Genomic DNA, 20,047 nt, shown 5'->3' on the forward strand with positions numbered 1-20,047 from the left:
AAACCAAGTAGGGGATCTCTGCGGAAATTATATACTGTGAGTTCGGTCTTTTTGGAACAATTTATTTTATCTAGCCGTGATTAGCGGGCATGTAAGGACAGGACATGGAATAACCTATTGTATATGGTCTACTGAATGGCTCTTATCATTCCAGCTACTTTAGAGAGACGGGGTTGATCATGGGTCTTTACCTGTTGTTCGTTATTGGCTGCCTTTCGGGTATCGTACTGTTTCGCAGAAAGCTCATTCCCCAGAGTGTGGAAGTGAATCCGGGCAATGAGAGGCTGTCTGTCATTATTCCGGCAAGAAATGAAGCGAAGAATCTGTCCAATATACTGGACTCTCTCCGGGCTCAAACGGTTAAGCCTTATGAAATCATTGTCGTTGACGATTGTTCAGAGGATCGAACGAAAGAAATTGCCGCAAGCTATGGGGTTACAGTGATTGAGAACCCAGCTCTACCTGAGGGCTGGACGGGGAAAACTTGGGCGGTGTGGAACGGATTCTTGAATTCCGCGGGCGACACGATCGTTTTTCTAGATGCGGATATTCGCCTGTCTCCGCAGGCGCTGGAATCTCTACTGAAAGCAAGAGCCAAGGTTAGCGGCGTGATTTCAGTCGTTCCGTTTCACCATACGGAGAAATTTTACGAGCGATTGGCGTTAATTCCTAATATCTTGGGTGTGTTTGCCTTCACCTCGTTGTTTGAACATAACAATCCACGTAAAGGCCTGTACGGGTCCTGTATCGTCACTTCCAGAGTTGATTATGAAACAATCCATGGACATAGCAGCATACGCTCCGAACTACTGGATGACCTGAATTTGGGTGCTCGCTATCGGGAGGCGGGCATCCCTGTCACCAATTTTATCGGACGCGGACTGGTCTCTTTCCGCATGTATCCGCAAGGTTTGAAGAGTGAATTACAGGGCTTTGGCAAGGGAGCGGTACTAAGCACAGCTAAATTAAGTATCTGGACGATTATGCTGATAGCACTATGGTTTCTGGGGTTAATTGCTTCGTTGAGTGCGGTTTTTCTCTGGAATACGCCATGGGCCTATCCGTTGATCTTTGGATACATGCTTTATGTGCTTCACATCTATTATTTGGTCAGAGATGTGGGTTATTTTGGGAAAGTCATGCCGTTCCTCCACATTTTATCTACGCTCTTTTTTCTGGTCGTTCTGCTTTATTCAGCGTACCAGGTCCTCTTTCTGGGGCATGTGTCGTGGAAAGGCAGGGCGATTGAAGTAGGGGGCCAAAGAGACAAATGATTATAGTGCTGACTCTTGTGGAGTTTCTGTGTGGTTCTCTTATGTTCTCGTATTGGCTGGGCCGGATTGCCCGTAAAGATCTAAAGTCGGTAGGGGATGGCAACCCCGGCGCGTTCAATTTATGGAATGCTGCAGGATATAAACTGGGCCTAGCCGGAGTCCTGCTTGATTTCATGAAGGGTTATCTGCCCCTGGTCCTGTTCATCGAGAACGGGGTAGTGCAAGGATATGAGATAGTCCTTATTGCAGCAGCACCTATTGTAGGGCATGCTTTCTCGCCGTTTATGAAATTTAAAGGGGGAAAAGCAATTGCCGTCACCTTTGGTGTCTGGAGTGCCCTGACCCGATTTGAGGTATCCCTTGCTTATGCGATCATCTTGGCTATATTGCTTGCCATATCTACTATAATCAAGAAAGGCAAGCCAGTTTCGACGGAAGCCAATGCTTTTCAGGCTGTATTCGGGATGCTGCTTGTGTCAGTATATTTGTACCTCAGGAACTTCTCCATGCCGTATTTCTGCTTGTGGTTCCTAAATTTACTATTATTGAGCTATACAAATAAAAGTAAAATTGCGATTTATTTAAAAAGAAAAAACTATCATGGATCTTAACACTGTTTCTCAGCTTTTAAGCTGGATAGGTTGTTTTTTTTAGAGACTTTACGGTCAGGAGCTGCCCCTGAGACAGGCTAATGAGATGAGTATGAAATTGTGCTCCCATAGAACTTTTCACAGTCCAGTAAAGAAAACCTTCCTACCAGTAGGGAGGTTTTTCGATATGTGAATATACGATTGTTACGCGCGCATTATACTTTTGTCTTTCCACTTGAACTTCAATCTGACGACTCTCCGGTTTTGTGATTACCAGCCAGGTTCATTCTCCGTTCATATGTTTGTGATATGCTCTCAATTAAATGGCGAGAGTTAGTTATCAATAACACATTGAATGTTGGAGGGTTATCATGTCATCATCTATGAGAAGAATATTTTGCACAAAGATTTTACTGGCGTTACTGGTTGCTACAGTTGGGGCGAGTTTGTTAGGGGCTCAAACGCCCGCATCGGCAGCACTTCCCCCATCTACATTACTATCCACTAAACCGGAGGGACCAGCGGCGGGATTGGACGACCTCGCACAGCTATCAGCATTCATTGATGGAATCATGGAAGGGCATATGGACAATTTCAAAATTCCAGGTGCGGTCATCTCAATTGTCAAGGATGGGAAAATACTGCTCTCTAAAGGTTATGGACACTCCAACGTCGAAGAAGCCACACTAGTCGACCCCGAGACCAGCCTATTTCGGATCGCTTCGGTAACGAAGCTGTTTACTTGGACGGCAGTGATGCAATTGGTCGAGCAGGGTAAAATCGATCTGGATACAGACGTCAACACCTATTTGAAAACGGTGATCATACCAAAAACCTATCCGCAGCCGATTACTATGCGTCATCTCATGACCCATACCGCTGGCTTCGAAGAGGGGGGCGTCGGTTATCAAATTACCACGGATCCTAAGAAGCTGCCGGTTTCGATTTCTGAAACTCTTGCCAAACATATGCCAGCTCGGGTCATGCCTCCAGGCGAGATGATGTCCTATTCGAACTATGGCGCTTCGTTGGCGGGATTAATCGTCGAGGAAGTTAGCGGAATTGCGTATAATGACTATATCCAGAAAAACATCTTCGATCCGCTCGATATGAAATATGCTACGGTTCAGGAGCCTGTTCCGGCGTCTTTAGAGCCCTATGCAGTGCTCGGATATGCTAGAGAGAACGGCCAATTCGCAACCAGGCCGCCTACGTTCGAAGGCGGATTTCGCCCCGCGGGATCAGGATCCGTCTCAGCGGATGATATGGCTCATTTCATGATCGCCCATCTTCAGGACGGACGTTATGGAAACCAACAAATTCTCGAACCCAAAACGGCCCAATTAATGCATTCACCGGCTTTTGTATTTAACAAGCATTTACCGGCAATGGACCTTGGCTTTTCCGAGCTGAACATGAACGGCCTCCGCGTTATTTCTCATGGGGGCTCCGACGAGCTATTCAATACGGAAGTTTATCTTGTACCCGATAAGCAAATCGGCATTTTCGTTTCATATAGCGGCGGAGACGGTGGAGCAGCAGCGACAGGGTTGGCGAAAGCCTTTTTCGATCGTTACTTTCCTCAGCAGGAAGTCAATCAGTCTCCTGCCTACGCCGTTCTTGAGAATTCCTTGCAAAAATACGCAGGTTCCTATCAATTCACACGCCGTAACCACAGTGATGTAGATAAGTTTTTCAATTTCCTGGTCAAGCTTAACATTACGGTTTCCGATAACCGACTATCTATTGGAAGCGGAGCGGATCAGCAAGTTTATGCTCCAATAGGACTAGATTTATTCCAAGAAGTCGGAGGCACCAATAAGATGGGATTCCGCACTGATGCATCGGGAAAGGTTACTTATCTGTTCCTTGACGTGCTTAATCCCATGCCGCTTGAGCCCACGCCTCTGATCGACCAACCCAAATTCTGGCTTCCTTTGCTGGGAATATCGGCAGTTCTGTTTATTACTGTATTGACGGGGTTTGCTTATCGCAGACGCGAAATTAATGAGATGCCCAAAGTGCAGAGGTGGGCAGTTCGGGTATCGGTGGCTACCGCTGCTTGGGCGCTAATGACGTCGGTCGCGACATTCGTTGTCGTATTGAACATGGGACTGATTGATCGGCTTAGCCGCATTACACAATCGTTAAATCTCTACTTGTTCATGCCCATCATACTTGTGGGATTGACCGTGGCGATACTGGCTTTAAGCGTTATGGCATGGGAAAAAAAGTATTGGACCGTGCTGAAGCGTGTGCATTACACGCTAGTGGCGCTATCGGCAGTTGTGATGAGTTTGTTTTTTTATCATTGGAATCTATTGGGATGGCATTTTGGTTGAAGCAATAATCCGCCCATTCGGGAGGAACACGATAGAGATTGGAGGAGTGTATTCTCATGGCCAAAATCCTTATTGCGGATGACGATGCGCTCATTCGCGAGCTGATCACCTTGTTTTTGCGGAAAGAAGGATTCGAGATATTGGAGGCAAAAGACGGTGCGGAAGCGCTAGCGATTGTGGAAAATTCTCAAGTGGATTTGGTTATCCTCGACATTATGATGCCCCATTTAGACGGCTGGGAGTTGTGCAGGGAGATCAGGCGCGTAGATTCGAATATCCCTCTCTTGATGGTCACAGCCAAGGGAGAATCGGGGCATAAGGTTAAGGGATTTGAGCTTGGAACAGACGATTATTTAACGAAGCCATTCGATCCGCTCGAGCTTGTGATGAGAGTGAAAGCGTTGCTGAAACGTTATATGATTATCTCTTCACAAACCATACAGTTAGGCGGCATCGTACTGAATCGCCGCGGCTTTCAAGTTACACGTGGAGATGAAACGCTTAATCTACCGTTAAAGGAGTTCGAGCTACTGTTCAAGCTGGCTAGCCAGCCCGGGCAAATCTACACCCGAGAACAGTTGATCTCGCATATTTGGGGGAAAAGCTACGAAGGTGATGACCGAACCGTCGATGTTCATATTAAGCGGTTAAGAGAAAGGTTTGCCGGCGATTCGCAACATTTTCAAATTGAAACGGCCCGTAGTCTCGGGTATAGGTTAGTGATTACATGATCAAAACCTTATACGTTCGTACCATCTGTACGTTTCTGGTAGTCATTATCTTCAGCTTACTGTCCTCTTTCTTTATTGGGCACTTTCTATTCAAGAAAGAAATAAACCATATAGGACAGAACGACATGATTGCAGTAGGAGAGGATATTATACGTCTCTATGAACAAACAGGACCCGATGATGTGGATACGTTCTTAAAACGCATGGTGAAGGTATCCTCCTATCCAATTCATATTTATGACACTTCCGGCAACGTAATGATCTATGGTTTAAAAAATATGAATATCGTCAAAATAGCGCCGGAAGCGGTTCGGCAGGTGCTGGCGGGACAAAATTATACTTCTCCTACTAAGGTGGAACAAACTTTCATTGGTCTTCCCTTTTCATTCGACGGGGAGCCGCATGCCATGTTTATGCAGTTTTCCCCGCAGAACGAAAATGTCCTTAATCGGATGATGCTGCTCATATTGCTGCTCGGCCTGCTGATTGGAAGCCTATGCATTCTCATTGCGGCCCGGTATTTGGTGAGACCCATCCAAGCCTTGACGCAAGCGACCAAACGACTTGCAAAGGGCGATTTCGATATGGAGATAAAAACGAAACGCGTGGACGAAATGGGAGCCCTGACCCGTAGCTTTAATGAGATGGCGAGCGAGCTTAAGCAGTTGGAGCAGATGAGGCAGGATTTCGTTTCGAACATCTCTCACGAAATTCAAACTCCGCTAACATCTATTTCCGGTTTTGCTCTGGCCATGAAAAACAGCAACTTGGTAGCGGAGAGCGAACGGAATTATTATCTGGATATCGTTATCGCGGAGAGCGGACGACTATCTAGGCTTAGCGACAATTTGCTGAAGCTCGCTTCTCTAGATTCGGAGCATCATCCATTCGAGGCGATTACGTATAATCTGGACGAGCAAATCAGGCGAATAGTTGTTACTTGCGAGCCCCAATGGTCGGCCAAGGGCATTCGCATCGATTTAGAATGGGCTGATGCAGTCAAAATAACGGCAGATCGGGACCAGCTTAACCAAGTATGGATGAATTTACTCGGTAACGGCATCAAGTTTACCCCCGTGGGCGGGCATATCGAAATACGTATTACCCACTTGGTGAATGAAATTTTCGTCGCGATAACCGATTCAGGGATTGGAATAGCGCCGGAGCAGCTCGATCATGTTTTCGAACGGTTTTACAAAACAGACCTGTCGCGGAACCGCAACATTGGCGGTAATGGCCTAGGACTTGCCATTGCCAAGAAAATCGTGAGTCTTCATCATGGAAACATCGAAATAAAAAGTCAGGTTGGCCAAGGTACGACAGTGGTTGTTCATTTACCTATTCGATAATGGGAATTAAATATCACGTTGTGTCGGCAGTAGCAGTAGTTGGCCATCTACCCTTACACTCTCGACAATAAGATGTCAGTTGTATATATGCTATTATCCACTGTTTCTTTTGAGTGCTCAGATAGATTCATAATTTATCGGAGCTACACATTTAGGAAATACAGAACACTTGGCGGAATGAGATTGAAACCTGAAGAGAATAACTGTAAAAAGCCGCTAAACGCTTTTTTTGGTGTTTGGCGGTTTTTCTCGATGAAATATAATCTGTAATAGGTGTCTACCTCTTTTCACTGATATTTTCGGACTATTTTAAAACAATTCGTGCATTGCTCTCCTATAAACTTCAATTCTAAATTGCTACTATTACTAATGTAGCAAGACATTAAAGATTCAAAACAGGAGGGTTAATAATGTTAAAATGGAAGCGTTCTCTAACGGTCTTGGTAGCAACCGCTTTAATGGGATCGCTGGCTGCATGTGGTGGTGGCGGAGACACAAAGAATACTTCGGAGCCCACAAGCACTACGGCTGCAACAACAGTAGCCAGTAATGAGCCAGTAAAGCTGCGCATCATGTGGTGGGGTGCTCAAGAACGTCATGAGGCCACTCTGGCTGCGTTAGATTTGTACACGAAGAATAACCCGAATGTTACATTCGAGCCGGAGTATTCGGGGATGGATGGATATTTAGACAAATTATCTACACAGGCTGCAGCAAATAATGCGCCGGATATTATTCAATTAGATCCAGGCTGGACTCCGGATTGGGCAGCTCGCAATCAATTGGCGGAGCTGACGCCAGAGGTAGATGTTAGTAAAATTGATCCTAAACTGTTAGCCGGTGGACAATCTGCTGGCAAGCAATACGCTGTACCGTTGGGTTCGGTTGCTTTCGGCATGATTTATGACAAGGCGGCAATGGATAAGCTTGGTATTGCTAATCCTGCAAATGGCTGGTCATGGGATGATTTCTTCGCTTTAGCCAAGGAATCCAAGGCCAAGCTGCCAAGCGGACAATACTTTACCAAGGATTACGCTGGCGATTATTTTGCCTATTCAGCATTCCAATACAGCAAAGGCAAGGGAACCGTTATAACTGAAGACGGCAAGTTCAACATTGATCAGGCGACCTTTCTGGAGTGGACCACAAATTTCGAAGAGTTGCGTAATGCCGAGATTGTTCCTCCTGCGGATGTGAATTCATCGGATAAAGAGTTTGATCCGCAAATGGATTTGATGGCTGCAGGTAAAATTCTGCTGCGCTTGAGCTTCTCGAATAACTATGGTTCATGGGACAGCTTGAAACCAGGGGCATATGCCTTGGTGACCATGCCTCGTGCAACAGAATCAGGTGGCTGGCTGAAGCCATCTATGTATCTGGCAGTGTCCGCAGGCTCCAAAAAAATAGATGAAGCCAGAAAGTTCATCAACTGGTTCGTAAACGACCCGGAAGCCGGGAAAATATTGAAAACTTTGCGCGGATTGCCAGTTAATAAGGACAATGCGACCGCTCTGGAGTCCAGTATGAGTGATACTGATAAGGTAGGAATGGCGCTTCTTCGAGCCACGGAGAAAGACGGACAGACCTGGACAGCTGGAGCGGGAGGCTGGACGAACTATATTGATAAGGATTGGCCGTATGTTCGCGATCAGCTCAGCTTCAAGAAAATTACGCCGCAGCAAGCATTTGATCAGTTGAAAGAGGCATCGACAGCTTACGAAAAATAAATCAATGCGAAGATGCCCGGAACAAAGCTGTTCCGGGTCTTGCATTGTCTATTGGAGGGCTTTCTCATGAATAAACCTACTTTATTTCAACCTGGGGATGGTTATCAGGCTTGGCTGCAGTATCGCCAAATGTCGCCGGGGGAACGGTATAACGAATATGCATCATATAGCCATATTATCGTAACGGAACATGATGATATTATGCGTTCCGCCGTGTTCGAACTTTCACAAGGCATCAAGGGTATCTTGGGACATCCGCTTAATATTGCCGATGATCCCGAAATGACATCCTGTATCGTACTTGGAACCTTTGGTAGTAATTCTCTTCTCGATAAAGTTTTTCACAGCAGCGTGAGTGCTGCGGTTGGGACAGAAGGATATGTTATGAAGTCGGATAGCGTAACCTCCCGTATTGTTATAGGTGCCGTTTCTTCTGCTGGAGTGTTATATGGTGTCTTTCATCTGCTGCGGCTTTTAAGTACAGGCAGTCCAGTGGATGCTTTAGACATTGTAGAGAATCCCGTCAATAAGCTGCGTATGGTTAATCAATGGGATAATATAGATGGCAGTGTGGAACGGGGATATGCCGGGAAGTCAATTTTTTATCACAAGAACCAGATAACGACGAATCTGGAGCGTGTTCGGGATTACGCTCGGCTGCTGTCTTCCTCGGGATTGAATGCGATTTCAATTAATAACGTTAATGTGCATGAATTTGAGACTAAGCTTATGACTCAGGAATATCTGGCTGATGTAGCGAAGCTGGCGGATATCTTCAGGGCTTACGGCATTAAGCTATTCCTGAGCGTCAATTACGCCAGCCCAATTGAAATAGGGGGACTCACAACTGCAGATCCTCTGGATGTTGCAGTCCGCGCATGGTGGAGGGTTAAAGCGGAGGAGGTGTACGCCGCCATTCCGGATTTCGGAGGGTTCCTGGTGAAGGCGGATTCGGAGAATCGGCCAGGTCCGTTCACTTACGGGCGCGATCATGCCGATGGTGCCAATATGCTGGCTGAAGCACTGGAGCCTTACGGCGGCGTGGTAATCTGGCGTTGCTTTGTCTATAACTGTAAGCAGGATTGGCGCGATAGAACTACTGATCGAGCCCGGGCGGCCTATGATCATTTCCGACCTCTTGACGGAAGATTTATGAATAATGTCATCCTGCAGGTGAAGAACGGACCGATAGACTTTCAGGTACGGGAGCCCGTATCTCCGCTGCTGGGCGCGATGGAACATACGAACCAGATGATCGAGTTCCAGCTTACTCAGGAGTACACAGGTCAGCAGCGTCATGTGTGTTATCTGGTGCCGCAGTGGAAGGAGATTCTAAACTTCGAAACCTATATCAAAGGCGGAGGCTCCACGGTTAAACGGATTGTAGATGGATCTCTGCACGGCAATGCTTACAGCGGTTTCGCCGCTGTTTCCAATATAGGAACCGACGCGAACTGGACGGGGCATTTGTTAGCGCAAGCGAACCTGTACGGCTATGGGCGGCTATCCTGGAATCCGGAACTGTCTTCCGAAGACATCGCCGAGGAGTGGATACGTCTGACCTTCGGAAGCAATGAACAGCTGGTCCATACCATCACGAATATCCTGATGGACTCCTGGAGAATTTACGAGTCGTATACGGCCCCGCTTGGCGTAGGCTTTATGGTTAATCCGGATCATCATTATGGTCCAAATGTGGATGGGTACGAATATTCGATGTGGGGTACCTACCATTTTGCAGATTGCCATGGCATCGGTGTAGATCGAACACAATTATCGGGTACTGGATATACCGGCCAATATGCTGGCGCTAATGTTGACACTTACGAGTCGCTGGAGAGCTGCCCGGACGAGCTGCTGCTATTTTTCCATCATGTGCCTTATACCCATGTGCTTCACTCCGGCAAAACGGTTATTCAGCATATATATGACACTCATTTTGCAGGCGCGGAGCAGGCCAGTCAGTTGAAATCTGCTTGGAGGCTTCTGGAAGTACTCATGGATGATCAGCTGCATCAACAGGTAGCAGTCCGTCTAGAAGAGCAAGCCGAGCATGCAATGGAATGGCGGGACAGGATCAATACGTACTTTTACCGGAAGAGCGGCATTGCTGATCAAGAGGGAAGAGGGATTTATTAAGCATCTAATATCTAAGAGGAAGCGGTGAAATTGCCGTTTCTTTTTTTTGTCCAGTAAAATCAGTGTCTTTAAAAAATATTTCTTAATCTGAACTTTTCGATCTTTAGGCAAGTCTTTTTATTAGTAAGCTTAATTAAGAAAGGAGCAACTCACTTGCGGAAATTTTTAATAAATTTGCTGATATTTGGATTTGGTATCCTGTTATATGTTTTGATGTTTTATAGTCATGAATTGATATTTGTAAAAATATTCGTTTCTGAAATTGGTTCTTTTGCCTTGTGTTATAGTGGTTTTTCCATAATTCTATCTATAAAAAATAAAAACGAATAGTAACGGTTCAACTACGTCACATGAGCAGCATAAAGAACCTAACTTATTGAAGAAACTCCTTAACCTTTTTTACGAAATAATATCATGGGTATACTTAGACTGAGAATGTAGACTTAATAAACCATAAGGAGAGTTCCGATGAAAAGTTTCCGAGAAGTTCTTCGACGAGTACAGATCGTTAAGCTATTCACAGCTCTTTACCGCTTTAAGCTATTGCAAATAATGATCCCTGCCGCAGTGATTGTATTTATTTACTTGGAAGGGCAGAATGAGTTCCGAAGAATTAATTGGGTGAGGACTCTTCACATTCTTCATCATATAAAGCCAACGACTGTGTTCTTACTGTTAGGATTTGCGCTTATGTCAGTAGCTGCGATTAGTGTATACGATTTTGTTCTCCGACGTCATTTCCGAATTCCCACCAGTCTTTGGGATACCTTCCGTTATTCATGGATCGCAAACACCTCCAATAGTGTCATTGGTTTCTCCGGCATTGCAGGAGCCGCTTTACGGACCTTTCTGTACCGAAAACGGCAGATCCCGATGCAGACGATTACAGCTTCGATCGCTTTCCTCTCCACGATTACGATAACCGGCCTTTCGTTGCTCTCTTGGGCTGGTATTTTCGGTATTTTGCCTATACAGATTCTCATAAGGGTGCATCCCTGGACACTTTATGCGGTGTGGATTACGGCTTTATATTTGCCTGGTTACGTTATACTACAACGTACGTCGTTTTACACAAAGTGGTTGAATAGGAATCTGCCCCGGATGAATGCAGCTACAATTGCCGCCTCTATTGGCGCTTCCCTTTTGGAATGGGTCTTAGCAGGAATCTCCTTCTGGCTGATTGGCTCCTGTCTTCTTCCCGGGCTCTCACTTACAGAGGCGCTTGGAATCTACACGATTTCCGCTATTACAGGTTTACTTAGTATGGCTCCGGGTGGCATTGGCGGCTTTGATCTAACAGCGCTACTTGGACTTCAACTGCTTGGTTATCCACCTGATAAGACGGCGGCCGTCCTCGTCCTCTTCCGAATATTGTATTACTTTTTTCCTTGGATGATCGGTCTTGTTCTAGCCGCATACGATTTTGCTAGGGATCGTGATAATGAGAAAGAACGGAATTATGAGGGCTTCGAGAGCGTATTGAACAGCTGGCAAAAAGTATGGCACTATCCTAATCAGTTTGGGCTGCTAGGAGAACTCGGGGCTTGGTCACTTGGCAAACTTGTATTTGTTAGTGGATTCATATTATTGCTCTCTGCTGCAACGCCCGGCCTTTTGTATAGGCTCGAATTTACAGGGGAACTGTTATCTGCACCACTTATGCGGTTGTCTCATCAATTAAGTGTCATCATTGGCCTTTTGCTGATTGTGCTTTCCTGGGGAATTTCGCATCGGGTAAAACGCGCTTACCAATTGACACTATCTCTTCTATGTGCCGGAGCCCTATTTACATTCGCTAAGGCATTTGATTTTGAGGAAGCCATTTTCTTACTCATCGTGGCTCTGCTACTTTGGATATCACGAAACCGTTTTTTCAGGGTTGGTGCACCTTTTAGCAAAGGAAAAGCTGTTCTCTGGGGGCTTGTAACGTTTGTGGCCGCTTATGTTTATGACTTGCTTGCTTCGGGTCTACGCCCTGCTTACTTAAAGCATTGGCCTTCTTATGCTAAGGTTTCGTGGCTCATTAACCCAGCACAACATGCAGCGGCAGCAATCGCCGGTCTTCTAGTTGCTTGGTTATTGATATCACTTATTCTAATTCTCAGGCCCGAACATTTGTCTAACAAGGGGGCTTCTGAAGCAGAACTGCATAAATTACGTTTGTTCCTTGAGCACGAACGGGGCAACTTACTGACCCATATGTTATTTGCTGGTGACAAAAGTTTTTTCTGGGCTTGCAACGATCAGGTTGTGATTCCTTATGCCGTGATCAGAAATAAACTCGTCGTTCTTGGCGATCCCATTGGACATGAGGATCTAATCAGTGAAGCCATTCAGGAATGTCAGCGTTTTGCAGATCTATATGATTTGTCGGTAGTGTTTTATCAGGTTTCTCCACATTATTTTCCGATTTATCTTGAAAATGGATACCGATTTTTTAAATTGGGTGAGGATGCTTTAGTTCCTTTGAAGCCTTTTACACTAATCGGGAAACAAAACGCAAGCTTACGGAGTGTGAATAACAGGTTCGATCGCGAAGGATTCCGTTTTGAAGTGGCACAACCTCCCCATGAGTCTCATTTAATTGAAAGACTTCGTGAAATTTCTCGAAACTGGTTGAAGGGAAAAAAAGAAAAGGGCTTTTCATTGGGCTGGTTCGAGGAGTCCTACTTGCAACTATCCACAATCACTTTACTAATCAGTCCAGAGGGAGAGATCATTGCGTTTGCCTCATTGGCTCCCAGCTATGATCATGGTGAAACTCTATCAGTCGATCTCATGCGCCATGACTTCAATACCCCAAACGGAACGATGGATCATTTATTTGTTTGTCTATTAAAATGGGCCAAGGAGCAGGATTATTTATATTTCAGCTTAGGAATGGCTCCATTATCGAGCGTAGGACAAGCTCAAGCAGCCATTCGAGAAGAAAAGCTTGCTCATTTTGTTTTTAAGCATGGAGGGTATTGGTATGGGTTTGAGGGTCTTAGAAAATACAAGGAAAAGTTCTCACCAGCTTGGGAGCCACGTTATCTTGCCTATCCTACTTCGGTCTCGCTCCCGATTCTTTTATTAGAGCTGGTAAGACTGATTGCGCGCCGACCCAAGAAAGGTATTGATTAAAGTGTGGGATAACAGTAAGAGAATACATAATTTCCACACATTCTTACGTTAGGATGGAGGTACATTCTGAAGGTGGGAGAAGCCAGTGAAGAGAAAAGAAACTTTTTGGAAGAGAATAATAAGGAATAAAATGGAATGGGTGTTATGGATGGATTTAATCCCGGGTCTGTCAATAATTTTGTGTAAACTCTTTTAAGCACAGATTCCCCCGAGGGGGAGTGGCGATTCATCGCAAGTGTTGACCGACCCGATCCGGGAAAAATACCGAAAGCTGAAGGAGCATTTGTCCCCAATTTTGAACGCGCCCCGTCCATTTTCGAGTCACGTCGACGGTGGCGAGATAGAGCATTTTTAGCAGCGCCTCATCCGTGGGGAAGATGCTTTTTCCTTTCGTCACTTTACGTAGCTGGCGGTGGTAACTCTCAATCATGTTTGTCGTGTAGATAAGCTTGCGGATCTCAGGAGGGTACTTGAAAAAGGTTGCTAATTCCTCCCAATTATTCCGCCAGAAACGGAGGATGAGCGGATATCTGGCTCCCCACACCTCTTCAAAACGGTCGAGTTCAAGCAAGGCTCTTCTTCGGTAGCTGCCTTGTAAATGGGCTTTAAATCGGCAGTAACCTTCTTCAGATCCTTGTACGAAACGTATCGCGTGGAACTACGGATTTGGTGAATAATACACTTTTGGATTTCCGTTTGAGGGTAGCAGGCCGCAATCGCTTGAGAGAACCCCGACAGGTTGTCCACACAGATGATGAGGATGTCTTGAACCCCGCGGTTCTTCAGTTCATTCAGTACGCTAAGCCAGAACTTAGAGGACTCGTTCTCTCCAATCCATATGCCCAGTACATCCTTGTTTCCATCCAGATCGATGCCAATGACCATGTAGGCTTCTTTGTTGATAATAGCCCCGTCCTGCTTGACTTTGAGGTGGATGGCATCCAGATAGACTACCGCGTAAACACCTTGTAAGGGGCGATTCTGCCACTCTTTAATGAGGGGAACAATCTTGTTGGTCACATTGGAAATGAGTGTGGGCGAGACCTCAATCCCGTACATATGCTGTAGATGATCTTGGATATCTCTCGTGCTGACGCCTTTGGCGTACAGCGCCACAATCTGCTCCTCAATGCCCGTTACATTCGATTGATGCTTCTTGACCACCAAAGGCTCAAACTCGCCTAAATGGTCTCGAGGGATAACGATTTCCTGCTCACCGTACTCACTGACTACGGTTTGCGGCTTTTTCCATTGCGACTGTTTGGAGTGAGTTTCGCCTTCACTTCATGCTTTCCATAACCCAAATGGGTATCCATTTCGGCTTCTAGCATCTCCTGAATCGTCTCAGCAAATAAATCCTTTAAGGCATTCTGCGCATCTTTTGCGCTGACCAAGTTGTTTTCCTTAATAAACTCCCGCAGTTGCTGTTTTGTCCAAAGTCCCATGTATTCTCCCCAACCTTTCTCTTACTTCCATTTTAATGGGTTTGAGAGTTTACACAATATATTTTACAGACTCTTAATCCCTGCTCCTTTACATCGCTGTTATTATGGTCATTTACTTTATATTTGGAGTTGCTAGAGAGAACATTTGTTTTATTCTTTTATAATCTCGGATTTATTGTTCCAGTTCTGTTGTTCGCGTCGATATTGGCGAATAAGAAGCTTCTGCAAGCACTTAGTAAGGACTTTCTGATTTCTCGAAAAGTATTAAAAAGTATCATAGCAATCGTGACAATATTAATGGGACTGTTATCAATTTATTTAGCTTAAAAATTAGGCGAATCCGGAAACCGGGATATAGTTGGGATTTTGAATAATCAAATTCATAGCCAAAGAGGGGTCAGTAGTATGAGAGTTATATTGTTCGAAATCGGAGGCTTTTCTCTGAGGTCGTATGGAGTTATCGTCGCATTAGCGATTGTAATTGCTTTTGGAGTAGCTTATTATCTGGCACGAGGAACTCAATATCAGAAACATCTCCCCAATCTTGTTGTTTATTTACTATTCGGTGCGATTGTTGGGGCAAGAATCTGGCATGTGTTCTTTTTCCAATGGTGGTATTTTTCAGATCATTTAACAGAGATATTCGCCGTTTGGAAAGGTGGAATCGCCATTCAGGGTGCATTGGTGGGCGGATTCTTCACTGCAGTCATTTATGCAAGGAAACACAAACTCTCCTTTTGGGAACTTGCGGATATCTTGGCACCAGCCATTATACTTGGGCAGGCTATCGGACGAATTGCTTGTTTACTAAACGGCGATGCTTTTGGGTCTCCAACGGGGTTGGGGTTCGGTATCGTCTATCCGGAAGGAACCATCGCATTTGATAGATATGGTGCATCTCCGTTGTGGCCTGCAGAAATTTGGGAAGGGCAGTTGGATCTTGTTGTTTTTGGTATTCTTATGGCCATGAAAAATGTCAAACTCCCATTAGGAATGATGTTCTTAAGCTATAATATATTGTACTCATTAGTCCGGTTTATGCTTGAATTTCTTCGTGGAGACTCGCCTCGTTATGCTTTGCAATGGACTGCGGGACAATGGACGAGTATAACCGTTTTACTGATTTCTGTAATACTCATGCTTTACTTTTTCAAGCGCAACCCTGTAATAAAACCAGTTCAAGATTCGGCTTAAGCAAGAAACACGGGAGGGGTGGACATACATGAACAAGACGGATTGGCTGGTAGCCTTATTTATCATAGCTATGGGAATGATGTGTTTGATCATTTCAGTAACGTCATTTCGTAATATGTCCCTTCTGCAAGTTGGAAGTTGGACGGGGGGAGTCTGTTTTTTGGCGATCCTAGTAGGCGGAATTATTAGTCTTGTATATTATTTTATTACAAAAAAGCATAAGGATTGATTTCTCCCTCGCTTAACACCTTCCCCGCCCCGCTTTCCAGTTTAGAGAGAGCTTCTTTTTTCGTTATATTTTGAAAGAATTCGAGCATTGCCCTCCTTTAGTCCATAGGTAGCCGCCTATATACTTAAGCTATTAAATTGACTACAAGAGGTGACCACACTTGAATCGTTCCACAGCCGTTATTACAAACCCCGCTGAGAACACACGGAAAAAGAGCTCTTTTCTTAACAGATGGAACGCTCCCATCGCGGGCTACTTGTTCATTTCACCTTGGCTGCTCGGCTTTCTCGGGCTAACTGCCTACCCCCTATTTTTATCGTTATACTATTCGTTTACTGACTACACGCTGATGGAACCTATCCACTGGATTGGAACGCGCAACTATGAGCGCATATTCACGGCCGATCCGAAATTTCTGCAATCTGTAAAGGTTACCTTCATGTACGTGCTTGCTTCGGTACCGTTGAAGCTCATTGCGGCCCTGTTTGTGGCCGTAGTACTCAACAAAGCCATACGCGGAATATCCCTTTACCGCACGGCGATTTATTTTCCTTCACTGATTGGGGGCAGTATTGCGGTGTCCTTGCTCTGGCGGAATATTTTTGGAGTGGATGGAATCTTCAACAAAATCATTGCTGTCTTTGGGGTAGAGGGCAAAGGCTGGATTACGAGTCCGGATACGGCTCTGGCCACACTCGTTCTGTTGACCGTTTGGCAGTTTGGCTCTACGATGGTAATCTTTCTAGCTGGATTGAAGCAAATTCCAAGCGATCTATATGAAGCTTCATCTGTGGATGGTGCCAATCGGTTTACCCAATTTTTCAAGATTACGTTACCCATGCTGTCGCCGATCCTGTATTTTAATCTCATCATGGCGGTTATCGGGGCGTTCCAAATGTTCACCTCTGCTTTTGTAATTACGAATGGTGGGCCAATGAACTCTACTTATGTCTACGCTCTCTATCTGTACGAACGAGCCTTTAGCCGCTATCAACTGGGTTATTCCTCAGCGCTGGCCTGGATTATGCTCGTCATGATCGTTGCGGCCGCAGCCATTATCGCTGGCACCTCGAAATATTGGGTGTTTTACGAAACGGAAACTGGAGGGAAGAAACGCAAATGACGAAAAAATGGAAGTTGGCTACCCGACATCTCTTCATGATCATCTTTAGCCTGTTGATGGTTTACCCGGTCCTTTGGTGGATTGGTGCATCCTTGAAGCCGAATAATGAGCTGAGCTCGCCCAATATTTTTCCATCTGTTCCGCAGTGGAGCAATTTCGTAAATGGGTGGAATTCCGTTCCTGGACATTCTTTCACAGACTTTTATTTTAACACCTTTGAACTGGAAATTGCCGTCCTTATGGCCACATTGATCTCGTGCACACTTGTTGCGTTCGGCTTCGCGAGACTGGACTTTCCACTCAAAAAGTTTTGGTTCTCCCTCCTCATGCTGACGCTGATGATGCCTGGACAGGTGCTGATCATTCCTCAATATGCATTGTTCTACCAACTAGGCTGGGTAAATACGTATCTCCCCTTTATTGTGCCTCATCTGTTGGCTAGTGGGGCAGGCGGAACGTTCTTCGTCTTCTTGTTGATTCAATTTATCCGCGGTATCCCACGAGAGCTTGATGAATCTGCCAAAATAGACGGCTGCAACTGGTTTGGTATCTTTTGGCGAGTAATTATGCCCCTTACCAAGCCCGCAATCGTTACGGTCATGATCTTCTGCTTCCTGTGGAATTGGGATGATTTCCTGGGCCATCTGCTGTATATTAACTCGGTGGACAAATACACAGTTGGATTGGCGCTTCGCATGATCAACGATTCTCAATCTGCTCAGCAGTGGGGGCAGTTGCTGGCCATGTCGCTGGTATCGATTGTGCCGGCCACGCTTGTCTTTATGTTCCTGCAGAAGTATTTCGTTGAAGGGATTGCTACAACAGGAATAAAAGGATAAGATAAACAACAATTATCAATCCTATGGCGGTAAAGCGACGAACCTTTTTTCGCTGCTTTATCGTTTATTTCGAAATATAAGAATGTATATGTACACATGATAACTTATCCTTATATTTCTCGAAGAAGCGGGTGCCGTCCATAAAAGGACGGCGAAGCCGTTTCTTCTTGTCTCAACAGGAACAAAGGAAGTGTGAAGCACTATGACCAATCCTTTCAAAAAATTCAGGATCGACCGCCTATTTTTCCACGGTTTTGCCGTGCTGATCATTGTAGTAATCGCTTCCATCGCTTGGACAAGCTACAGCAGCTCGTCAAAGGCACTCGTGCAGACAACCTCTCATTACCAGCAGCAACTGCTGGATGAGCTGAATAATGAAATTACGACCCGGCTGGTTATGATTGAGCAGATCTCATTGTCTACCTCTCGTGACAACGAGCTGATTACCTTTCTAATGAACAAGCAGGACGAATTCGATCGTTATCGGCGGCGAGTGAGTGTTGAACGTGCGTTGGCTAATTTGACCTATTCGATTCCGGTGATTCAAGGGATTGATCTATACATGAAGGCACCGCTCCAGGGGGATGCCAAAAGTTATATCCAATTTCGGGATATTGCCGATCTGGATAAACAGGAAGGATTCCAGAATCTGGCGAAGAGTGATTTTGCCTGGACCGGCGAGCATAACATACCCAGCTTTCAAGGTGATGTTCCGGTGCTTAGCTTTGCCAGAACAATTATGTATGAGGATACCAATTTGGGAGTGCTTGTGATTCACGTCAAAGCCAAGGAAATTCGCATGCTGCTGACAGGTAATTCCTCAGGATCGAATCGGATGATGATGAACACTCAAGGGCAGCAGATTCTGAAGATTGGTCAGGCAGTGGATCAGGCAGAATGGTCCAAATGGGTTGATATCAAGAACCAACAATCAGGCTACGTTCATATTAAGGGAAACAAGGCAGCCGATGATTCTCTGCTGGTGTATTCGAAGCTGGCTGATTCCAATTGGACGCTGGTTGAGATTACGTCGTGGAACCAGATTACCGCTAAAAGCTTCAGGCTGGCTGAAGTGATTGGCCTCATTGGGATTGCCGCCGTTCTGCTGGTGCTGCTCCTCACCCACTTTTTAAGCAGGCAATTCACGAAGCCCATCAAACAACTGGTTACAGCAATGAGGATTTATTCCGTAGGCGGGAACAATGTGGAGCTGCCGGTGGATTATGAGAATGAGTTCGGGTATTTATTTGCCGGATACCGCAAACAGAACGAGCGGATCGAAGAACTGTATCTATCCCTGCAACGCCGGTATGAGCAGCAGCGAAAAGCCGAGATTGAAGCACTGCAGGCTAACATTAATCCCCATTTCCTCTACAACATGCTCGATCAATTGAACTGGATGGCGATCGAAGCCGGACAGGATGAGCTTAGCCGGATTCTGGAATTAATGGGACGCATGTTCCGCATTGGCTTGTCCAATGGGGACAGCTTTATCACAATCGCTGAAGAACTTATTCATATGGAGTGTTATCTGGAAATTCAACAGCTGCGCTGGGGCAATGGACTTCAATATACGATAGAGGTGCCGCAAGACATAGAGCCCTTATATATTCCAAAGCTTACTCTGCAACCCTTTGTTGAGAATTCGGTCGTTCATGGCTTCAATAAGCGGAATCGCGGTCATATTCACATCTCGATAAGCAGAAGCACTAATTCTCTACAGATCATTATTGATGATGATGGGGTCGGGCTGAAGCAGGTGGTAGACAAGGAACTCAAGCGTCATACGGGAGGTTACGGCATTCGTAATGTAAGAGAGCGAATTGCTGGTTATTTCGGAGAATGTTATGGGGTTTCTCTTATGGAACGAGAGGTTGGGGGACAAGGGTTGAGATTAATCTGCCACTATTGATTGAACCTCCCAATAAAGAGCAAATAGAGA

The 20,047-nt window shown here is 45.5% G+C and carries 12 protein-coding genes and 1 pseudogene; 12 read left to right on the forward strand and 1 reads right to left on the reverse strand.

Features of this window, described 5'->3' with window-relative positions; translation table 11 throughout:
- Positions 1-179 precede the first annotated feature (179 nt).
- From H1230_RS14700 to mprF, 8 genes are all read left to right on the forward strand, one after another.
- Positions 180-1,274, forward strand: a complete 1,095-nt coding sequence (locus H1230_RS14700; RefSeq protein WP_239716513.1) for a glycosyltransferase — start codon at positions 180-182, stop codon at positions 1,272-1,274.
- A complete protein-coding gene (locus H1230_RS14705; RefSeq protein ID WP_239716515.1) occupies positions 1,271-1,885 on the forward strand; it encodes a glycerol-3-phosphate acyltransferase in 615 nt (204 codons plus the stop codon). The genes H1230_RS14700 and H1230_RS14705 overlap by 4 nt, the downstream gene beginning before the upstream one ends.
- 350 nt (positions 1,886-2,235) lie before the next feature.
- Positions 2,236-4,206, forward strand: a complete 1,971-nt coding sequence (locus H1230_RS14710) for a serine hydrolase domain-containing protein (protein ID WP_239716518.1) — start codon at positions 2,236-2,238, stop codon at positions 4,204-4,206.
- A 56-nt stretch (positions 4,207-4,262) separates the two neighbouring features.
- On the forward strand, positions 4,263-4,937 hold the full coding sequence (locus tag H1230_RS14715) for a response regulator transcription factor (protein WP_239716520.1): 675 nt from the start codon (positions 4,263-4,265) through the stop codon (positions 4,935-4,937).
- A complete protein-coding gene (locus tag H1230_RS14720; protein WP_239716522.1) occupies positions 4,934-6,286 on the forward strand; it encodes a HAMP domain-containing sensor histidine kinase in 1,353 nt (450 codons plus the stop codon). The genes H1230_RS14715 and H1230_RS14720 overlap by 4 nt, the downstream gene beginning before the upstream one ends.
- Positions 6,287-6,696: 410 nt before the next feature.
- Entirely contained in the window at positions 6,697-8,013 is a 1,317-nt protein-coding gene (locus H1230_RS14725) for an ABC transporter substrate-binding protein (RefSeq protein ID WP_239716524.1), read from the forward strand.
- 66 nt (positions 8,014-8,079) lie between these two features.
- Positions 8,080-10,152 (forward strand): alpha-glucuronidase family glycosyl hydrolase, encoded by a 2,073-nt coding sequence (locus tag H1230_RS14730; protein ID WP_239716526.1) that lies wholly within the window; start codon positions 8,080-8,082, stop codon positions 10,150-10,152.
- A 468-nt stretch (positions 10,153-10,620) separates the two neighbouring features.
- Positions 10,621-13,275 (forward strand): bifunctional lysylphosphatidylglycerol flippase/synthetase MprF, encoded by a 2,655-nt coding sequence (gene mprF / locus H1230_RS14735; RefSeq protein WP_239716528.1) that lies wholly within the window; start codon positions 10,621-10,623, stop codon positions 13,273-13,275.
- Between the two features lie 226 nt (positions 13,276-13,501).
- On the opposite strand, the pseudogene H1230_RS14740 reads toward mprF, so the two are convergent.
- Positions 13,502-14,720, reverse strand: a pseudogene (locus H1230_RS14740) (IS256 family transposase).
- Positions 14,721-15,125: 405 nt separating this feature from the next.
- Between H1230_RS14740 and lgt the strand changes: the two are divergent.
- The 4 genes from lgt to H1230_RS14760 all read left to right on the forward strand — a co-directional run bounded on the left by lgt (position 15,126) and on the right by H1230_RS14760 (position 20,017).
- Positions 15,126-15,914, forward strand: a complete 789-nt coding sequence (gene lgt, locus H1230_RS14745; protein WP_239716530.1) for a prolipoprotein diacylglyceryl transferase — start codon at positions 15,126-15,128, stop codon at positions 15,912-15,914.
- A 389-nt stretch (positions 15,915-16,303) separates the two neighbouring features.
- Positions 16,304-17,266: a carbohydrate ABC transporter permease gene (locus H1230_RS14750; protein ID WP_239716532.1), complete on the forward strand. Its 963-nt coding sequence runs from the start codon at positions 16,304-16,306 to the stop codon at positions 17,264-17,266.
- Positions 17,263-18,105 (forward strand): carbohydrate ABC transporter permease, encoded by an 843-nt coding sequence (locus H1230_RS14755; protein WP_239716534.1) that lies wholly within the window; start codon positions 17,263-17,265, stop codon positions 18,103-18,105. The genes H1230_RS14750 and H1230_RS14755 overlap by 4 nt, the downstream gene beginning before the upstream one ends.
- A 202-nt stretch (positions 18,106-18,307) precedes the next feature.
- Positions 18,308-20,017 (forward strand): sensor histidine kinase, encoded by a 1,710-nt coding sequence (locus H1230_RS14760; RefSeq protein WP_239716535.1) that lies wholly within the window; start codon positions 18,308-18,310, stop codon positions 20,015-20,017.
- Positions 20,018-20,047: the final 30 nt, after the last annotated feature.

Origin of the sequence: Paenibacillus sp. 19GGS1-52, from assembly GCF_022369515.1 — a bacterium.
GTDB lineage: Bacteria > Bacillota > Bacilli > Paenibacillales > Paenibacillaceae > Paenibacillus_AQ.

Excerpts from the sequence above, each read along its gene's own strand:
- H1230_RS14700 (WP_239716513.1), top strand. The coding sequence starts at position 180 with ATGGGTCTTTACCTGTTGTTCGTTATTGGCTGCCTTTCGGGTATCGTA.
- H1230_RS14720 (WP_239716522.1), top strand. The coding sequence starts at position 4,934 with ATGATCAAAACCTTATACGTTCGTACCATCTGTACGTTTCTGGTAGTC.
- H1230_RS14715 (WP_239716520.1), top strand. The coding sequence starts at position 4,263 with ATGGCCAAAATCCTTATTGCGGATGACGATGCGCTCATTCGCGAGCTG.
- H1230_RS14760 (WP_239716535.1), top strand. The coding sequence starts at position 18,308 with ATGACCAATCCTTTCAAAAAATTCAGGATCGACCGCCTATTTTTCCAC.
- H1230_RS14725 (WP_239716524.1), top strand. The coding sequence starts at position 6,697 with ATGTTAAAATGGAAGCGTTCTCTAACGGTCTTGGTAGCAACCGCTTTA.
- H1230_RS14710 (WP_239716518.1), top strand. The coding sequence starts at position 2,236 with ATGTCATCATCTATGAGAAGAATATTTTGCACAAAGATTTTACTGGCG.
- H1230_RS14705 (WP_239716515.1), top strand. The coding sequence starts at position 1,271 with ATGATTATAGTGCTGACTCTTGTGGAGTTTCTGTGTGGTTCTCTTATG.
- H1230_RS14755 (WP_239716534.1), top strand. The coding sequence starts at position 17,263 with ATGACGAAAAAATGGAAGTTGGCTACCCGACATCTCTTCATGATCATC.
- H1230_RS14730 (WP_239716526.1), top strand. The coding sequence starts at position 8,080 with ATGAATAAACCTACTTTATTTCAACCTGGGGATGGTTATCAGGCTTGG.
- lgt (WP_239716530.1), top strand. The coding sequence starts at position 15,126 with ATGAGAGTTATATTGTTCGAAATCGGAGGCTTTTCTCTGAGGTCGTAT.
- mprF (WP_239716528.1), top strand. The coding sequence starts at position 10,621 with ATGAAAAGTTTCCGAGAAGTTCTTCGACGAGTACAGATCGTTAAGCTA.